Annotated in this window: 15 protein-coding genes and 1 pseudogene; 6 read left to right on the plus strand and 10 right to left on the minus strand. The window is 62.6% G+C overall.

The window, feature by feature from the left end; translation table 11 throughout:
* Window positions 1-145: 145 nt before the first annotated feature.
* A complete protein-coding gene (locus PZN02_RS28260) occupies window positions 146-2,134 on the minus strand; it encodes a CHASE2 domain-containing protein (protein WP_280662248.1) in 1,989 nt (662 codons plus the stop codon).
* Window positions 2,134-5,754: a FecR domain-containing protein gene (locus PZN02_RS28265; RefSeq protein WP_280662249.1), complete on the minus strand. Its 3,621-nt coding sequence runs from the start codon at window positions 5,752-5,754 to the stop codon at window positions 2,134-2,136. The genes PZN02_RS28260 and PZN02_RS28265 overlap by 1 nt, the downstream gene beginning before the upstream one ends.
* A gap of 134 nt (window positions 5,755-5,888) precedes the next feature.
* Between PZN02_RS28265 and PZN02_RS28270 the strand changes: the two genes are divergently transcribed.
* The 3 genes from PZN02_RS28270 to PZN02_RS28280 all read left to right on the plus strand — a co-directional run bounded on the left by PZN02_RS28270 (window position 5,889) and on the right by PZN02_RS28280 (window position 7,991).
* The gene (locus PZN02_RS28270) at window positions 5,889-6,434 is read left to right on the plus strand and encodes a Pycsar system effector family protein (protein WP_280662250.1); all 546 of its coding nucleotides are present in this window, start codon (window positions 5,889-5,891) and stop codon (window positions 6,432-6,434) included.
* 257 nt (window positions 6,435-6,691) lie between these two features.
* Window positions 6,692-7,231, plus strand: a complete 540-nt coding sequence (locus tag PZN02_RS28275; RefSeq protein ID WP_280662251.1) for a DUF992 domain-containing protein — start codon at window positions 6,692-6,694, stop codon at window positions 7,229-7,231.
* A gap of 163 nt (window positions 7,232-7,394) precedes the next feature.
* Window positions 7,395-7,991, plus strand: coding sequence for a DUF922 domain-containing Zn-dependent protease (locus PZN02_RS28280; RefSeq protein WP_280662252.1), 597 nt, complete (start codon window positions 7,395-7,397; stop codon window positions 7,989-7,991).
* Window positions 7,992-8,103: 112 nt separating this feature from the next.
* On the opposite strand, the gene PZN02_RS28285 is transcribed toward PZN02_RS28280, so the two are convergent.
* The 7 genes and pseudogenes from PZN02_RS28285 to phnG form a co-directional block, all read right to left on the minus strand.
* Entirely contained in the window at window positions 8,104-8,718 is a 615-nt protein-coding gene (locus tag PZN02_RS28285) for a DapH/DapD/GlmU-related protein (RefSeq protein WP_280662253.1), read from the minus strand.
* Entirely contained in the window at window positions 8,715-9,422 is a 708-nt protein-coding gene (phnL, locus tag PZN02_RS28290) for a phosphonate C-P lyase system protein PhnL (protein WP_280662254.1), read from the minus strand. Before phnL ends, PZN02_RS28285 begins: the two co-directional genes overlap by 4 nt.
* Window positions 9,423-9,487: 65 nt before the next feature.
* Window positions 9,488-10,264, minus strand: a complete 777-nt coding sequence (gene phnK, locus PZN02_RS28295) for a phosphonate C-P lyase system protein PhnK (RefSeq protein WP_280662255.1) — start codon at window positions 10,262-10,264, stop codon at window positions 9,488-9,490.
* Window positions 10,261-11,154, minus strand: a complete 894-nt coding sequence (locus PZN02_RS28300; protein WP_280662256.1) for an alpha-D-ribose 1-methylphosphonate 5-phosphate C-P-lyase PhnJ — start codon at window positions 11,152-11,154, stop codon at window positions 10,261-10,263. The genes phnK and PZN02_RS28300 overlap by 4 nt, the downstream gene beginning before the upstream one ends.
* Window positions 11,151-12,256: pseudogene (locus tag PZN02_RS28305) on the minus strand (carbon-phosphorus lyase complex subunit). The gene PZN02_RS28300 and the pseudogene PZN02_RS28305 overlap by 4 nt, the downstream one beginning before the upstream one ends.
* 2 nt (window positions 12,257-12,258) lie before the next feature.
* Window positions 12,259-12,867, minus strand: coding sequence for a phosphonate C-P lyase system protein PhnH (gene phnH / locus PZN02_RS28310; RefSeq protein ID WP_280662257.1), 609 nt, complete (start codon window positions 12,865-12,867; stop codon window positions 12,259-12,261).
* A complete protein-coding gene (gene phnG, locus PZN02_RS28315) occupies window positions 12,867-13,337 on the minus strand; it encodes a phosphonate C-P lyase system protein PhnG (protein ID WP_280662258.1) in 471 nt (156 codons plus the stop codon). Before phnG ends, phnH begins: the two co-directional genes overlap by 1 nt.
* 141 nt (window positions 13,338-13,478) lie before the next feature.
* Here phnG and phnF point away from each other — a divergent pair, with 141 nt between their 5' ends.
* The gene (gene phnF / locus PZN02_RS28320) at window positions 13,479-14,216 is read left to right on the plus strand and encodes a phosphonate metabolism transcriptional regulator PhnF (protein WP_280662259.1); all 738 of its coding nucleotides are present in this window, start codon (window positions 13,479-13,481) and stop codon (window positions 14,214-14,216) included.
* Between the two features lie 163 nt (window positions 14,217-14,379).
* On the opposite strand, the gene PZN02_RS28325 is transcribed toward phnF, so the two are convergent.
* The gene (locus tag PZN02_RS28325; RefSeq protein WP_280662260.1) at window positions 14,380-14,679 is read right to left on the minus strand and encodes a DUF1905 domain-containing protein; all 300 of its coding nucleotides are present in this window, start codon (window positions 14,677-14,679) and stop codon (window positions 14,380-14,382) included.
* 180 nt (window positions 14,680-14,859) lie between these two features.
* Between PZN02_RS28325 and PZN02_RS28330 the strand changes: the two genes are divergently transcribed.
* Together PZN02_RS28330 and PZN02_RS28335 are read left to right on the plus strand one after the other, a co-directional pair.
* A complete protein-coding gene (locus PZN02_RS28330; RefSeq protein ID WP_280662261.1) occupies window positions 14,860-16,254 on the plus strand; it encodes a selenium-binding family protein in 1,395 nt (464 codons plus the stop codon).
* 30 nt (window positions 16,255-16,284) lie between these two features.
* On the plus strand, window positions 16,285-16,911 hold the full coding sequence (locus PZN02_RS28335) for a hypothetical protein (RefSeq protein ID WP_280663309.1): 627 nt from the start codon (window positions 16,285-16,287) through the stop codon (window positions 16,909-16,911).
* Window positions 16,912-16,953: the final 42 nt, after the last annotated feature.

Here is a 16,953-nt window from a genome sequence, read left to right on the forward strand (position 1 = left end):
TCTCGGAACAGGTCTGGGTGATACTTCGGGACAGCGAGGGTCGGCGCGAGGGGCGTATCGCGTTCCGTGAGAAGAGAAAGCCCGTTTACGTCGGGCGTTGAACGTCGTGGCTGAAGCGTGCCTGGTCGGCGTCGGCGGGATTGCGCTAACGCGAAAGCCGTTCCCGCTCGCGTTCATAGTAGCGTTCAAGCGACGGCAGTTCCGTCTTGAGCTGATCGAATGACGCATCATCGGCGGTAACCGCGCCCTGATACTTCGCTTCGAGAAAGCGGTGATGATGTTCGAGCGCGGCCCTGTTGGCGCCGTCAGCGACCGTGAATACCGGCGAGACCTCGCTTCGGCCTTTCACGGTGATCCGGTCGACTTCGGCGATCGGAAATCTCGCCGCCGCGAGCTTCGCCGTGCGCTCTCCGATAAGCAGCGAGATGCCATAGTCCTTCGACGCTCCCTCGAGGCGTGACGCGAGATTGACCGCGTCGCCAAGCGCCGAATAGTCGAAGCGGCGGGCCGAGCCCATGTTGCCGACGATGCATTCGCCGGTGTTGATGCCGATTCCGATGCGCAATGTCTTCGGCGGGCGGCCTGCGGCTCTTGCCTCGGCTTCCAGTTCTGCGTTGAGGCTTGCAAGGGCGATGAGCATGTCGCGCGCCGCCTGAACGGCGTGGACGGCGTGATCTGGATCGTCGAGCGGGGCGTTCCAGAAGGCCATCAGGCAGTCGCCGATATATTTGTCGATCGTGCCCCCTCGGTTGAGCACGGCCTCCGAAAGCGGCGTCAGCAGCCGGTTGATAAGCGTCGTCAGCCCCTCCGGATCGTCCTTCATGTCCTCCGAAATCGTCGTAAAGCCGCGAACGTCACAAAAGAGGATCGACAGCACGCGCCTCTCGCCGCCGAGCTTCAGTTGCGAAGGATCCTGGGCCAGCCGTTCGACGAGCGCGGGCGACAGATATTGCGAAAAGGCGCGCGTGATCTCGCGTCGCTGCTTGCGCTCTTCGGCATAGTCGAGACCCGCCTGTCCGACCGCAACGCCAAAGAAAGCCAATCCCGGACCGATCGGCGAGACGAAGACGTGGCCGAGACGCATCAAGGCATAGCTTGCCAGGAAGACCAGCGCGAGGGCAGCAGCGCCGTAGCCGAGTGTCCTCCAGCTCGTCGATTCGGAGACTGCCAGGGCCGCGGCCAAGGCGGCGAGGATGATCGCCGGTATGGCGATCGGCGTCCCCGCCCGCTTGACGAACAGCCGATGCACGAGATTGTCGTAGATCGTCGCCTGGATTTCGGCGCCGGCGACGAGGTTGCGCGAAAAGACCGTGTCGGAGATGGCAAAGGCATCGACTCCTCCAGCCGCGAGCGACGGTGCATTCTGCAGGCTCAGGCCCACGATGACGACGCGATCACGAAAGATGTCCGCCGGCAAGAAATTTTCCGGATCGAGCGCCTGGTAATAGGAAACGGTCGGATAGGTGCGCGCCGGGCCGAAGGTCTGGATCAGGGACCTCGTCGGCGGCGCCGCTGGGTCTCGTCCAGCGACGGTTGCGAGCGTCACCGCGAAGCCGTCCGTATAGGGCGGCATCTGCCTGAGCGTGCCATCGCCGCTCAAATTGACGGAGGCGATGCCCACTTTCGCTCCCTTGCTCGTGAAAAGCGGCAGGGGTTCGGTGCGGACGAATTGGTCGGCCTGTGGCGTTTCGATTACTGACTGGTCGCCGGCAAGCACGATGTCGGGCCCGAGGACCGCGGCCAGTGCCGCATCGTTTTCCGCGGCGGCGGCCGGCTCGGCAAAGATGACATCGAGGGCAATCGCCCGCGCGCCGGCGCGCCTCAGCGACTCGATCAGGCGGGCGTGCAGAGCGCGCGGCCAGGGCCATTGGCTGCCGATCTCCGCCATCGACGGCTCATCGATGGCGACAACGATAGGCCCGTTTTCCGGGAGCGGAGGCCGGCCGATGATCGAGAGATAGTCATAGGCGCGCAGATCGACGAGCGTCCAGCTGCCCGTCAGCGACACAAGCGAGACGAGGGCGGCGACGAAGGCGGTCAAGACGGCAAGCTTCATCCGCCGCGCGGAGCGGCGAATCCGACCGATTGCCGCGGAAAAGCGTTGCGGGACGAGCGCTGGAGCAGGCGTGTTCATCAGAACCGCACTTTAACGGTGCCCTTGACCGTGGGCCCCCAGCCCGGAAGGCCGTCTCGCACCTCGAATTCCTCGTCGAGCAGGTTGAAGCCGGCGAGTTCCACCTCGAACCGCTTGTCGAAGGGCTCCCATAGGAGCGAGGCATCGAGCGTCCAGAAATCGTCCAAGGTCGTCGCGCCGTCGACGCGTTCGCCGACATAATTTGCCGCCATCGTCGTCTTGATGTTCGCGGTGCTGACCCACGTCAGCGCCACCTGGCCCGAGTTTTCCGGCAGGAACGGGAGTTCGCCGCCCGTCGAGAGGTCATCGCTCTCTGTGCGGGCGACGGTCGCCGACAGGCCGAAGCCGTGGCTGAGCGCAAGGTTAGCGGTCAAAGACACACGGTCGACTCTGCCCTTTTCGAAGTCGAAGTCCGCTATCGAGAACGGGAGATCGATCGAGCCGTCGCGGATTTCCTGATGCTGGTAGTCGACTGCGGTGAAGAGCCAGTCGTTCCACTCGGCGTCCCAGCGGAGAGCCAATGTGTCGGCATAGCCTTCGGTGCCGATCAGGAACTGATTGGGCTGCAGCCCGACGATTCCGACGGGCGCCAGCGTGGCCGTGCCGAAATTGTAGCCTTCGCGTTGGATGGCTGCGCGCAGCCAATGCCCCTCGAACGGCGCCCAGGCGACACCGACCTTCGGTTCGAGCCGGATCTCGTCGTTGTTCACGTCCTCTATATAGCGGGCAAACAGCGCACCTTCGACCTTCAGATCGGGCGTGATTTCATAAAGGCCATCGACATAGGCCTTCATCAGCGCCTGGGTGGATGAAGAAGACGTGGACGTCGAAGGCACAAGTAGGCCGAAGAGATCGATCTCGTTTGAGGATCTTACGGCACCGGCCTCGATGCCGTATCGCCAGGTCAGATCGCCGTCACCGTAAAGATGGCTCAGAGCTCCGATATAACTTGTTTCATTCTGCTCGCTCCTGAGGTGTACAAGATCAGGGAGCGGGATGTCGGAGAGAACCGCGCGGGAGGTGTTGACGATCTCCCTGTCGCTAAAGAAGAAGGCAGCGTTGGCGACATTTTCATATCCGAACGTGTGGCTCCACGCGACACCGGAGATTAGACTCGAGGAGCTGTCATCATCGAGCGAGTCACGAGCGCTGAACGGGAACAAGCTGAGATCGGGAATGTCGAATACATCGCGGCTGTCGTCTGCCTCCGCCATGTTCAGAAACGCGACGATTCTGTCATCGGGCGATGGCGTCGCGGTGACGTACCCGTTTCCGCCGATCAAGCGCAACTCACGCTCCATCTTGAGGCCGTCATCTAGATCAATTGTGTCCTTCAGCTCCTCCCACTGGAAGGTACCTAAGACGCTGATCGGGAACGGGGAGACCGTAAATCCGCGAACCGCCGCTTCTCCTATCCATCCGGTATGATTCTCGTTGGCGATGAACCCGCCACCAAGCTCCACTTCAAAGAACGGCGAATGCAGCAAATTGACCGTCCGTTCGCGGCTGGCGAGCATGTGCGGCTCGATCAGCAGCCCTTGGATCAGAGCCGAGAAACTGGTGGGGTTGACCGAGTTCGTGATCGCATTCGCGGCGAAATCGAACGTGTTGAAGAGCGGATTGACGCTGCCGCGGACCGCCTGGTCGACATAGCTTGCGCCGGTGAAGGGATCGAAGACGGCGTCGCCGTAATATTGGCCCCAGGCATCGAGCCCCTGCAGGCGGAAGGCGTCGTTGAGCGTCGAACCTTGCTCCTGGTTGGCGCCGAGCGCCGCCGTATCGCCGCCGCGCGCGCGGGTGCGGCGCATCGCTTCCTGGGCGTTGCGGATTGCGGCGTCCGCGTCATAGGCGTCGATGGCGATCGCTGTCCGCGCGGTGGCCACGACCGGATCGTTCGGATCGAGCCTGTCGGCGTTGTCGAGTGCCTGGGCCGCCGGGATGCGATCACCCTTCTCATAATGTGCAGCGGCGAGCAGGAGTTGGGCGTTGGAGTAGGAAGGATTAGCCGTCGAGCCCGCGAGCAGGTCGTTGACCGCCTTGTCGAGATCGCCGTTTTGCAGATGGTAACGGCCGCGCGCGATAAGCGTTAGATCGAAGGACGGATCGGCAGCCAGTGCCGCGTCGATCTCGCGCTTGGCCTCCTCCATCCGGAATTCGTCCAGATACTGGATCGCGAGGTTCGCATGATAGAGCGGGTCACCAGGGTCGAGGGCGATAGCCTTTTTGAAGGCACTCTCTGCCGCACGATTGTCGCCGCGGCTCCCTTGGATAAGACCGAGCGAATTCCAGATACGCGCATAGCCTGGTGCTACATCCAGGGCGCGTTCGAGGTCCGCCCGTGCGCCTTCGCTATCATTTTCGACATAGAAACGGTAATTGGAGCGCGCTTCAAGCGCGGTCGGATCTTCCGGATCGATCGACAGTGCCCTCTCAATGCCGCTTCGCATTTCCTCCCGATCGTAAAGCAACGTTGCGAACAAAGCGCGCGCAGCCGGCAGCATGGGATCATCGGGATACCGACTTTCCGCCTTCTTGATCGTCTCGATCGCGGCGCGGATGTCGGTGCGGAACCCGGCAGTCCACGCCTCGGCCAACGCGCCGTAGGAACCAGTGGCCTGATGCGGCGGCTCTTCGACGCGCTCGGGATTTGCAAGAGCGCGGGCGAAATAGCCACCATAGGAGGCAATGGAGCGTCGTTTGGCATCAAGCCCGGGAGCCGCCCGTGCGAAGAGCCTTGCGGCGTCTTCGTAACGGTTTTCTGAACCGGCAATGAGACCCTCAATAAGATCCCCGCGCGCCGATTGCGAGGGCGAGAGACCGCGGCGCCGCGCCTGCGAAAGGGCCGCCTGAGCCTTCTCCCGTCCGTCGAGCGGAAGGTAGATCTCCGCGAGCATCAGCCAGTCTTCCGCTGATCGGCCCCCCTCGGGCAGCGACTCGATCCGCGCCCGTTCGCGCCGCATATCGGCAACCCTGAGCGGCGTCGACGGCATCCAGACGAAAGCATCGCGCAACGACAGATGGAAGAGCATCTGCTCGCGGTCTTTTGGCGTGACGATCACGATCTTGGTTGGCGCGCTGCCGATCGAGGCCACCGCGCCTTCGCCCTGCTTCACCGTCACGCTGCCATAGGCGTTGCTGAGCTCGACGACACCTTCGAGAACGACCAGCGAGGTCTTGCCGTCGCCGCCGACGGTCAGCGTCCAGTCCGTCCCGCGGATGGCCGCTGTTGCGGCGGGCGTGTCGATCACCAGGCCTTCGCCGCCCCGCTCGGCGCGGGCCCAGATCGTGCCAGATTGCAATTCCAGGTTGGAATCTCCCGCGCCGATCTGTTTGACGCGCAAGGCGGTGTTGCGTCCGAGCCGGATCTGCGTGTGGTCTCTGAAGACTACGGCGAGCGCGCCCACCGCGTTGGTGCGCAAGACGTCGCCCGGGAGCAGGTCCTGGGCGAGGTCAACGACCCGCCAGTTGGAGACGTCGACAAAGCGCACCTCCTCGCCGGATTTGCGGGCGATAACGGAACCGGCTGCGGGCGCTTGGCGCGGAGTCGGCTCGGCAAACGTCGACCACGGCGCAAGCAGCACCGTGGCGGCAACCACGACCCCCGATAACCGTCCCCTCATTGCCGAGTCCCCACCCTCATTCTTGAGAATCCAGTGGATTTTTAGGAGAAAAAAGTCAAGTTCTCTGTGGTGCGACGGCTTTTTTTATCGCCACGGTGTATTAATAGGGAAACAGTGCGAGGGGGCTGGTTTAAATGGGGATTAGCGAAAACGTATACAGCATTGACCTTTCGGATGAAGTATTGCCGCTGCAGCTCGGGCCAAGCGCCTATTACGATCACATCCGGAAGATCAACGACGTCTTTTATGACCAAATAAAGATGTCCGACCAGAAGGCGGCCTATATCTTTACCTTCATGTTTGCCTTCCTGATCAGTTCGGCTGAGGGAAGAAACGTGTTCACTTGGCAACGCTATCTAGGCGATGATCCATTGGCGATGATTTTGTCGGCATCGCTGGCGCTTGCTTCAATCTTTTCGATCATTTCGGCGATCTTCGTCGTTCTGCCGCGAAAGAGCGCGACGTCGACAACACTCTTCTGGGGTGGCTGGCTGTCGCATCGCGAGACGTTTCGCACAGCGGCAGCAGGCGGCGAAACGGCCTATCTGTTTCAGCAATATATCGAGAATGCCGATGCCCTCGCGTCGATCGCGTGTAGCAAATACCGCTTCGTCAATTTTGCTTTTCGAGGATTGATTGTAACGGTGCTTGCCTACGTGGCGATCCTGGCGACGGGCTGACATCAGGCCCGATGGGCGGCGGCGAGCGCTTCTTAAGCTCATATCGCGTTGTGGAAAACGCGCTTGAGTCGATCGTGTCTTTTCGGTTGTTCGCGACGTGACTGCCGCCCAGAAGTGCGTTCCGGGTTCGGCTTGCCTTGGAAAAGCCCAATCGGCAACTAACGTTGCGCTCCCTACCGTCTGCCAACCCTTCCTGCGCTTTGTTTGCTGAACGATCGAGCGCCAGCCCCCGTTGCCGTCCGAAAAGGAGACCATGAATGAAGAAGAGTTTTGCCGTGAAGGCGTCCGTCGCGGCGCTGGTTTTCGCGGGGACTGTTGCCGCCAATGCCGCCGACGTCCCAAGCTACCCGGCTCCGGCACCGGCGCCGGCGCTCGAGCCGGATCTGCATGGGGGCGTGAAGATCGGCTATCTCGACTGCAACATCGGCGGCGGCGCCGGCTATGTTCTGGGTTCTGCCAAGGAAGTCGATTGCGTCTTCCGGTCCACCCTCGCAGGCGAGGCTTCGGATCACTATGCGGGCGAGATCAGGAAACTCGGTGTCGATGTCGGTTTCACCACCCGCAGCCGGCTGATCTGGGCCGTGCTGGCGCCGACCGCCGGCTATCATCGCGGATCGCTCGGCGGCATCTACCAGGGTGCGTCAGCCAAAGCGACCGTCGGCGCCGGCGTCGGTGCAAATGTGCTCATCGGCGGCACGGCCGGCTCGATCCATCTGCAGGCGATCAGCGTAACCGGTCAGCTCGGGCTCAATATCGCTGCTGCCGGCACGTCGATGACGCTCAACGCCGTCAACTAGGCTTCATTGAACCGGTGAAATGATCTAACTCTCTGGAACTACGCAATTCCTGGGGGAAACCGCTACGCACTTTCCCGGAATTGCTCCAAACCTTGTTGTTGCCGGTATCGTCCGGCAGCGACGAACGTATAGAAGTGTCGTATCGGTTTGCAGGGGGAATTGCGTGGGGGCAGCCGTTCGTTCTTGTCTGTTGGCGGCTTGCGTCGTGGCATTGCCTGCCGTTGCGCACGCCGAATGGCAGGCAGTTGAGAAGGTGCGATCCTACGCCATTTCGGGAGAAACCGGTGCCGAGCTCTATGCATCGATCGGCGAGCGGGGGCCGAAGCTGGGCCCGGTTCGCGCGATCGCGCATACGGATTTCAAGCTGACCTGGACCCGGAAATACGAGCCGCAGGGTGATGCCTGCGTTCTCTCGACGGCGCGTCCAAAGCTTACGATCACCTATATGCTGCCCAAGCCGGCAAAAGCATTGCCGGCGGGTGTGCGCGAGAATTGGGAGACGTTCATCGCCGGCGTTCACAAGCATGAACGCGTGCATGGCGATTTCATCAAGGACATGGTGCGCCAGATCGAAAGCACGTCCGTGGGTCTGACGGTACCCGATGATCCGGCCTGCCGCAAAATCAGGACCGAACTGACCAAGCGCCTCGGCGCGCTTTCGCTCGCGCAGCGGCAGCGCAGCCGGGATTACGACCGGGTCGAGATGAGCGACGGCGGCAATGTTCACCAGCTTATCCTGAAGCTGGTGAACGGGCATTAATGCATGTCGCCCAAAAGTGTGCAGCGGTTTTGGGACAACGACATGCATAAAAACAAGGACCTAAAGCGCGTCGCATGAGTCCGATTGAATGCGACGCGCTTTGGATCACAACTCAACCGTACCGGACGAGGAATTCCTCGGCGGTCAGATGACGGAAATCGTCGAGCGCGCGCCGCAGCTTGGCATGCTCCCAATCCCACCAGGCGAGCCGATCCATGCCCCTGCCGATCTCGGCCGTAAACCGCTCGCGGATGAGCTTTGCCGGAACGCCGCCGACGATCGTATAGGGGGCGACGTCCCTGGAGACCACGGCGCCAGCGCCGATTACCGCGCCGTTGCCGACGGTAACGCCTGGCAGGATCGTCGCGCCGTGACCGATCCAGACATCATGGCCGATCGTTACCCGGTTCTGGCGCCGCCAGGCAAAGAGATCGTGATCGAGGTCGGCATCGTCCCAATAGTTCGGCGCACGATAGGTGAAATGGTGCAGCGTCGCGCGCCAGGTCGGATGGTTGGTGGCATTGATGCGCACCGATGCGGCGATGTTGACGAACTTGCCGATCGTCGCGCACCAGATCGAGCCATCCTGCATGACGTAGGAGTAGTCGCCGAACTCCACCTCGTCGAGACGCGAGCGCTCCTGAACTTCGGTGTAGCGGCCGAGCGTCGAATTCACCACGCGGGCGGTTGGGTGAATGAAAGGTTCGATCCCGAGTTTCTGGCTCATGCCGCCTGCTTCCTTGGCGAGAATTCGGATACGTCGATGATGCGGTCGGCGACCGCGTCACGCACTTCCTCGTCGTGGAAAATGCCGACCAGAGCTGCACCTTCCGCCTTCTTCGCAGCAATCATCTCGACGACCACGGCGCGGTTCTTCGCATCGAGCGAGGCGGTCGGTTCATCGAGCAGCAGGATCTTGTGGTCGGTGATGAAGCCGCGGGCGATGTTGACCCGCTGCTGCTCGCCGCCGGAGAAGGTGGCCGGCGGTAAGGTCCAGAGTTCCTTCGGCAGGTTGAGTTTCGCGAGCAAATCCGCCGCCCGTTCCCGTGCCTCTTCGACTGAGACACCGCGCGCCTGCAACGGTTCCGCGATGATGTCGAGCGCGGAGACCCGCGGCACGACCCGCAGGAACTGGCTGACATAGCCGAGCGTCGTGCGCCGCACCTCGAGCACCATGCGCGGCTCTGCCGTCGCAAGATTTACCAATCGGCCGTCATGCTCCATCAGGATCTGGCCTTCGTCGACGCCGTAATTACCGTAAAGCATCTTGAGGATCGAGCTCTTGCCGACGCCCGAGGGGCCGCCGAGCACGACGCATTCGCCGGCCTTCACCGAGAAGGAGACATTGGCGACCACCGACAGGCGCACGCCGTCGCGCAAGTGCATGGTGAAGCTTTTGGCGACTTCTGAAACAACGAGTGGAGTAGCCATGACTTTTACTTTCCTTTGCGCATGATCTTGTCCGAAGACCGAGTTTCACTTTTCGGGATCATGCGTCAGACCTGCAAAATCGAGGAAACGAGAAGCTGGGTGTAGGGCTCGCGCGGGTCGTCGAGCACCCGGTCAGTCAATCCCTGCTCGATGACGGCGCCGTCCTTCATCACCATCATCCGGTGCGAAAGGAGCCGCGCCACGGCGAGGTCATGGGTAACGATGATCGCCGCAAGCCCGAGGTCGTGGACGAGACCACGCACGAGGTCGAGCAGGCGGGCCTGCACCGAGACGTCGAGGCCGCCGGTCGGCTCGTCCATGAAGACGAGGCGAGGGGAGGTCACGAGGTTGCGGGCGATCTGCAGCCGCTGGCGCATGCCGCCGGAAAAGGCGCGCGGCTGGTCGTCGATCCGGTCCTCGTCGATCTCGACGCGGGTGAGCCAGTCGCAGGCGGCGGCGCGGATATTGCCGTAGTGCCGGTCGCCGATAGCCATCAGCCGCTCGCCGACATTGGCGCCGGCCGACACCGTCATCCTGAGGCCATCGGCCGGGTTCTGGTGAACGAAGCCCCAGTCGGTGCGCATCAGGAAGCGCCGCTCGGCTTCGCCCATGCGGGCGAGATCGCGGTACTGCCCGTCGCGCATATGATATTCGACGATGCCCGAGGTCGGCATCAGCCGGGTCGAGAGGCACGACAGGAGCGTCGTTTTTCCGGAACCGGATTCGCCAACAATCGCCAGCACTTCACCCGGATAGAGCTCAAAGGAGACGTTGCGGCACCCGATGCGGCTGCCGTAGAACTTCGAGACGTCGTTGACTTTTAGAAGCGGAACGGCGCTCATTCTGCGGCCTCCTGGCTTTCTGGCGTTGGGCGGGCCAGCATGTGCCCGGCATGGCCGTGCGCGCGCCGGTCTTCGCAATGGTCGGTATCGGAGCAGACGAACATGCGCCCGCCCTTGTCGTCGAGCACCACTTCGTCGAGATAGACGTTCTCGGCGCCGCAGAGCGCGCAGGGCTTGTCGAATTTCTGGATCTCGAAGGGGTGATCCTCGAAATCGAGGCTGACCACTTCGGTATAGGGCGGCACCGCATAGATGCGCTTCTCACGGCCGGCGCCGAAGAGCTGGAGCGCTCCCGACATATGCATCTTCGGATTGTCGAATTTCGGCGTCGGCGACGGGTCCATGACGTAACGGCCCTCGACCTTGACCGGATAGGCATAGGTCGTGGCGATATGGCCGTTGCGGGCGATATCCTCGTAGAGCTTCACATGCATGAGGCCATATTCCTCAAGCGCATGCATCTTGCGCGTCTCGGTCTCGCGCGGCTCGAGGAAGCGCAAGGGCTCGGGGATCGGCACCTGATAGACGAGCGTCTGGCCTTCCTTCAGGGTCTCCTCCGGAATGCGGTGGCGGGTCTGGATGATGGTCGCTTCCTTCGTCGTCGTGGTGACGGCGACGTTGGCGACTTTCTGGAAGAAGGCGCGGATCGAAACGGCATTGGTCGTATCGTCGGCGCCCTGGTCGATGACCTTCAAAACGTCGTCGGGGCCAAGGATCGAGGCGGTCACCTGCACGCCGCCGGTGCCCCAGCCATAGGGCATCGGCATTTCGCGCGAGGCGAAAGGCACCTGGTAGCCGGGAATGGCGATGGCTTTCAGGATCGCCCGGCGGATCATCCGCTTCGTCTGTTCATCGAGATAGGCGAAATTGTAGGTGGCAAGGTCGTTCATTCGGCGGCCTCCTTCATGCCGTCCTCGCCCCTGTGCGGGCGGCCTCGTATTCCCGGCGCATGCGCCGCACGAGGTCGAGCTCCGCCTGGAAGTCGACGTAGTGCGGCAGCTTCAGATGTTCGACGAAGCCGGTCGCCTGGACGTTATCGGCGTGCGAGATGACGAATTCCTGATCCTGGGCGGGGGCGACGATGTCCTTGCTGAACTCGTCGGTGCGAAGCGCCCGATCGACGAGCGACATCGACATGGCCTTGCGCTCGCTCTGTCCGAAGACGAGGCCATAGCCGCGCGTGAACTGCGGCGGTTGCTTGGCCGAGCCCTTGAACTGGTTGACCATCTGGCATTCGGTGACGCGGATCACACCGAGCGAAACGGCAAAGCCAAGCTCCGGCAGGTCAAGCTCGACCTCGACCTCGCCGATCCGGACCTCGCCGACGAAGGGGTGGGTGCGGCCGTAGCCGCGCTGGGTGGAATAGGCGAGCGCCAGCAGAAAGCCTTCGTCGCCGCGGGCGAGTGCCTGCAGGCGAAGGTCCCGCGCCATCGGGAATTCCATCGGCTCCCGCGTGAGATCGCCCATCACGTGGCCTTCCGGCATCTGGCCGTCGCCCTCGATGAGGCCTTCGCCATCGAGAATGTCGGAAACACGCATGACATGCTCGCCTGGCTCCTTGACCGCCGGCTCAGCGACCATCTCGTCCGCGATCAGCGAAGGGTCGAGTAGACGGTGGGTGTAGTCGAAGGTTGGACCAAGGAGCTGGCCGCCCGGCAAGTCCTTGTAGGTTGCCGAGACACGGCGCTCGACCTTCATGTTCGCCGTGTCGATCGGCTCGGAATAGCCGAAGCGCGGCAGTGTCGTGCGGTAGGCCCGCAGGATGAAGATCGCCTCGATCATGTCGCCGCGCGCCTGGCGCACGGCGAGCGCTGCAAGCGAGCGGTCATAAAGCGAGGCCTCGGCCATCACGCGATCGACGGCGAGCCCGAGCTGCTCGACGACCTGCTCGATGGAGATCGAGGGCAGCGAACGGTCGCCGCGGCGGCGGTCGGCCAGCAGGCTGTGGGCATTGGCAATGGCGGCTTCCCCGCCCTTGACGGCTACGTACATGATTATGCCTCCCTGGCGGAGAGTTTGGTCGTGCGCGGCAGGCAGAGCACCGCGTCGCCCGCCGTCAGGATCAGGTCGATGCCGCGCGGGAAGATCGCCCTGTTGTCAGTCCAGAAATCGAGGAAGAGATCAGGAAGGCCTTGGGGCGCGACGATCGTTTCGTCCTTAATTCCCGGGCCTTTCGCGGTAAGCGGCGAGCCTCCGGTCAGCGCCTCGACCTCGATCACCAGCGTCGTCGAGCGGTCGGGATATTCCTGCGTGCCGAGCGCAAACTGGTCGAAACTCGGCACGGCGCCGCCTTTCTCGATGAATGCGAAGCGGGCGTCATCCTTCGTTTCGGTCAGCGGCGCACCGGTGTGGAAGGCGATCCATCGCGGCACGGCGGACTTGATGAGCGCAGGGGAAAGCCAGACGGGGGTATCGTGGTCGCAGAGCGTCAGCGCGACGGCGCCGCTTGCCTTGCCGAGGGGCGAGGGCGGCGAGGCTACCGCCGCGAGGCTGGTCACCGTGCCTGGACGAGCGAAGCTATCCATCAGAGCGCGAAACACGGATTGCGCCTGGAATACCGGATCGACGAAAGCGCCGGCGTAGATTTGCGATTGTGCGGCCATCAGTCGTCTCCCCGGACCATGGTGAAGAAGTCGACGCGAGTCGCCGCGGTCTCTTCCGCCTTGCGGCGGTCTTCCGCATTGATGCGCGCGGCGATCAGCCGGTGCAGCGCCTCGACCGCCGGGCGATGCCTCTCGGTCTGGAAGAGCGCATCGAAGATCGCGGCGAAGCGGGCGCGTTCCCTGTCGGTGCCGAGCATCTGGCCATGGCCGATCTCACCGCTGGCGAGCCTGACCGTCGCACGCGACACGGTTGCCTCGCCGAGATTGAAGGCGTCGCCCCCGCCGCCGATCCGGCCCCGCACCATGACGAGACCCGTTTCCGGGCCGCGGACCGGTGCGACGTCCGGCCTGTCGGCGATTGCCTCCCAGGCGCTGACAAGCTCTGCGAGCGTGGCGCGGGCGAGAAGCCGCATGCCTTCTCGGCGTTGGATGGCGGCCTCCGACAGCGCCTGTTCTTGGATTGCGTCCATCGTTCACTCCAAAATGTCTATTGATCTAGACAACTATACAGCTTATACCTTTCCTTAGCCTCCGCAAATGACAGGCTTGTGACATTGGGCGGGGAAATCGGGCCGGAGAAAATTGGGGGCAGAGAAAATGGGGCGAAGACGATGGCGTTGAAGAAAATCGTCGAACGGCAGACCGGCGTGGCGCTCTGGCGGCAGATCGCCGACCGCATCCGGCTTTCGATCAGCAACGGCGATTATGACGCGACCGGCATGGTGCCGCCGGAAACGGTGCTGGCGCAGGAGTTCGGCGTCAACCGACACACGGTGCGCAGCGCGCTCGCCGCACTTGCGGAGGAGGGGCTCGTCCGCGCCGTCCAGGGGCGAGGCACCATGATCGAACGCAAGGATCGGGTCAGCTATCCTATCTCGCGACGCACCCGCTTTTCGCAAGGGCTTGGCCGGCAGGTCAAGGAGATCGGCACGCGACTGCTTGGCCATGCGGAAGTGCAGGCGAGCGGCGAGATCGCGGCGGCCCTTGCCGTTTCGCCTGGCTCCTGGCTCATAGAACTCAGGACGGTGAGCAGCGGCGACGGCCGGCCGCTCTCCACGTCGGTCAGCTATTACCCTGCCGACCGCTTTCTGAGGATGGCCGAGGAATATTCCCGTCTCGGCTCCGTTACGAAGGCTTTTGCCGCGCATGGGCTCGACGACTATGTCCGCGTTTCGACGGAACTCGTCGCGCGGCATGCCGATGCGGACGAGCTTTCGCTATTGAAGCTGTCGCCTGGTGCGATCGTGATGGAAGCGCAATCGGTGAACGCCGATCTCGATGGCAAGCCGGTCGAATTTTCGCGCACGCGCTTTGCGGCCGACCGGATGAAGCTCAGGATCGAGACTTAGGAGCGGCTTCCTGCCCGTAAATGCCCCTCATCCGGCCTGCGGGCCGCCTTCTCCCCGCAAGCGGGGCGAAGGGGACACGCCGCGATGCTCCGCCGCCCAGGTCCCCTCCCCCCGCGCGCGGGGTTAGGGTGAGGGGCAGATATTCTGCCCAAGATCGCGTGATCTAGGCACGATCCAGCATCAACGCGATCCGGATCGCTTGCCCGGTGGCGAGCTTCTCCCGTCGCCGAACCTCCGCCTTTACAGGCAGGAGAAACGAATCCGAGGCCTTGTCCGGGAAGATCGAGGTCGTCCATTCGGTCTTGCCGGTGCGCGCAATCACCGCTTCGCTGCCCCATCCGCGTTTTTTCGGTTCGGTCAGGAACTTGATTTGCTGTGCGACCTCCGCCGGCAGGGTGACGAAATGCCAGCCGCCCTTTCCAGGATAGAGCCATAGTTCTGCTTCAAACTCAAAAGCCGTCACGTGTCCCTCGCTTTGCCGCCGGAATAAGGCGATGACGCCGCATTTCCGACGCGTTTTTGCCGCATCTACTAAACTGCTTTTATGCATGTCATTGTCCCAAAACCGCTGCACACTTTTGGGCGACATGCATAAGCTTTGCATCAGGATCCACGCATTGTCTTCTCTGGGGGAGAAAACGAAATGGCGACGTGGCGACCCGATCCTTCCTTCTATCCATCACCGCGCATGGCCGCAAAGGCGCCCAGGGAAACCATCGCCTATGTGGCGGCCTTCGATCCGGATCGACAGCGACCGGATGCGATCGCGGTGGTCGATGTCGATCCGACCTCCACGAGCTATTCGCAGATCGTCGGGCAGGTCGACATGCCGAATGTCGGCGACGAACTGCATCATTTCGGCTGGAATGCCTGCTCGTCCTGCCTTTGCCCCAATGCGCCGCATCCCCATGTCGAGCGCCGCTATCTGGTCGTGCCGGGGCTAAGGTCGTCGCGGCTTCATATTATCGACACCAAGCCGGATCCCAAAAATCCGCAGATCGTCCGCGTGATCGATCCGGCGGAAATTGCCGAGAAGGCAAACTATTCCCGGCTGCACACCATCCATTGCGGACCGGAGGGCATCTATGTCAACGCGCTTGCCGACCGCGACGGCAATGCGCCAGGCGGCATCTTCCTGCTCGACCACGACAGCTTCGATGTGCTCGGGCAATGGGAGATGGATCGCGGACCGCAGAAGCTCGCCTATGATTTCTGGTGGCATCTCGGTCACGACACGATGATCACCAGCGAGTGGGGTACGCCGGATACGTTTGAAAACGGCCTGGTTCCGGACGTGCTGCTCGGCTCGAAATACGGCCGCAAGCTGCATTTCTGGGATCTCCACAAGCGCAAACACCTGCAGGAGATCGATTTCGGCGAGGAGCACCAGCTCGTCTTCGAATTGCGTCCCGCCCATGATCCGACCAAGGCCTATGGCTTCGTCGGCTGCGTCATCAGTCTCAAGGATCTCTCCGCATCGATCTGGACCTGGTATCGCGACGGCGATCAATGGGCTGTGAAGAAAGTCATCGAGATTCCGGCCGAGCCCGCCGACCCGGACCTCTTGCCGCCCGTGCTCAAGGGCTTCAACGCAGTCGCGCCGCTCGTGACCGACATCGACCTCTCGATGGACGACCGGTTCCTTTACGTCTCTTGCTGGGGCACCGGCGACATGATCCAATATGATGTTTCCGATCCGCTCGCACCGAAGGAGACCGGCCGCGTCAGGATCGGCGGGATCGTTTCCCGCGCGACGCATCCGAAGGCGTCGAACGGCGCGCTCAATGGCGGGCCGCAGATGGTGGAAATCAGCCGCGACGGCAAACGCGTTTATTTCACCAACTCGCTCTACGGCGCGATCGACCCGCAATTCTATCCGGACGGTATTGACGGATGGATGGTGAAACTGGATGTCGGCGACAATGGCGGAATTTCCTTCGACGAGAACTTCTTCGTCGATTGGCCGAAGGGTCACCGCCCGCATCAGGTTCGGCTCGAAGGCGGCGACTGTTCCTCCGATTCCTATTGCTATCCCTGAGGGGTGTGGGATCGTGCCCCACCGTTGCGGATGACTGATTTCTGGCCGTGGCTCTCGCTCGCTGGCCTCGGTGCCTTCCACGGTGTCAACCCGGCGATGGGTTGGCTTTTCGCCGTGGCGCTGGGGCTTCATCGACAAAGTTCGCGGATCGTTTGGCTGTCGCTCCTGCCGATCGCAGCCGGCCATGCCGCCGCCATTGCGGTCGTGCTGGTGGCTTTTATGGCCTTCGGCGCGGTCGTCGACCTGCGGAGCCTCAAGCTTTTCGCGGCCGCGCTTATTCTCGGCCTTGCCGGCTACTATGCTTTCTATGGACACCGACACCGGGTCCGGGTCGGTATGCGGACCGGAATGGCCGGTCTCGCCGTCTGGTCTTTCCTGATGGCGACGGGGCACGGCGCGGGGCTTATGCTGGTGCCTGCGGTGCTGGGCCTCTGCCTCGTGGACCAATCAGCCACCATCCCCCTCGGCAGCTCGCTGCCAATTTCGCTGGCGGCCGTCGCGCTCCATACCGCGGCAACGCTCGCGGTTACCGCCGCGGTCGCCTTCGTCATCATAGAGTGGGTCGGTCTTGCGGTCCTGCGTTCGGCGTGGATCAACTTCGATCTCATCTGGACGCTGGCGCTGGTCGCGACCGGCGTCATTCTCGTCGTGCTTTGAAGCGCCTGCTACAGCGTCCTTTGCGCGTCTGATAAGACGCGC

The organism is Sinorhizobium garamanticum, from assembly GCF_029892065.1.
GTDB lineage: Bacteria > Pseudomonadota > Alphaproteobacteria > Rhizobiales > Rhizobiaceae > Sinorhizobium > Sinorhizobium garamanticum.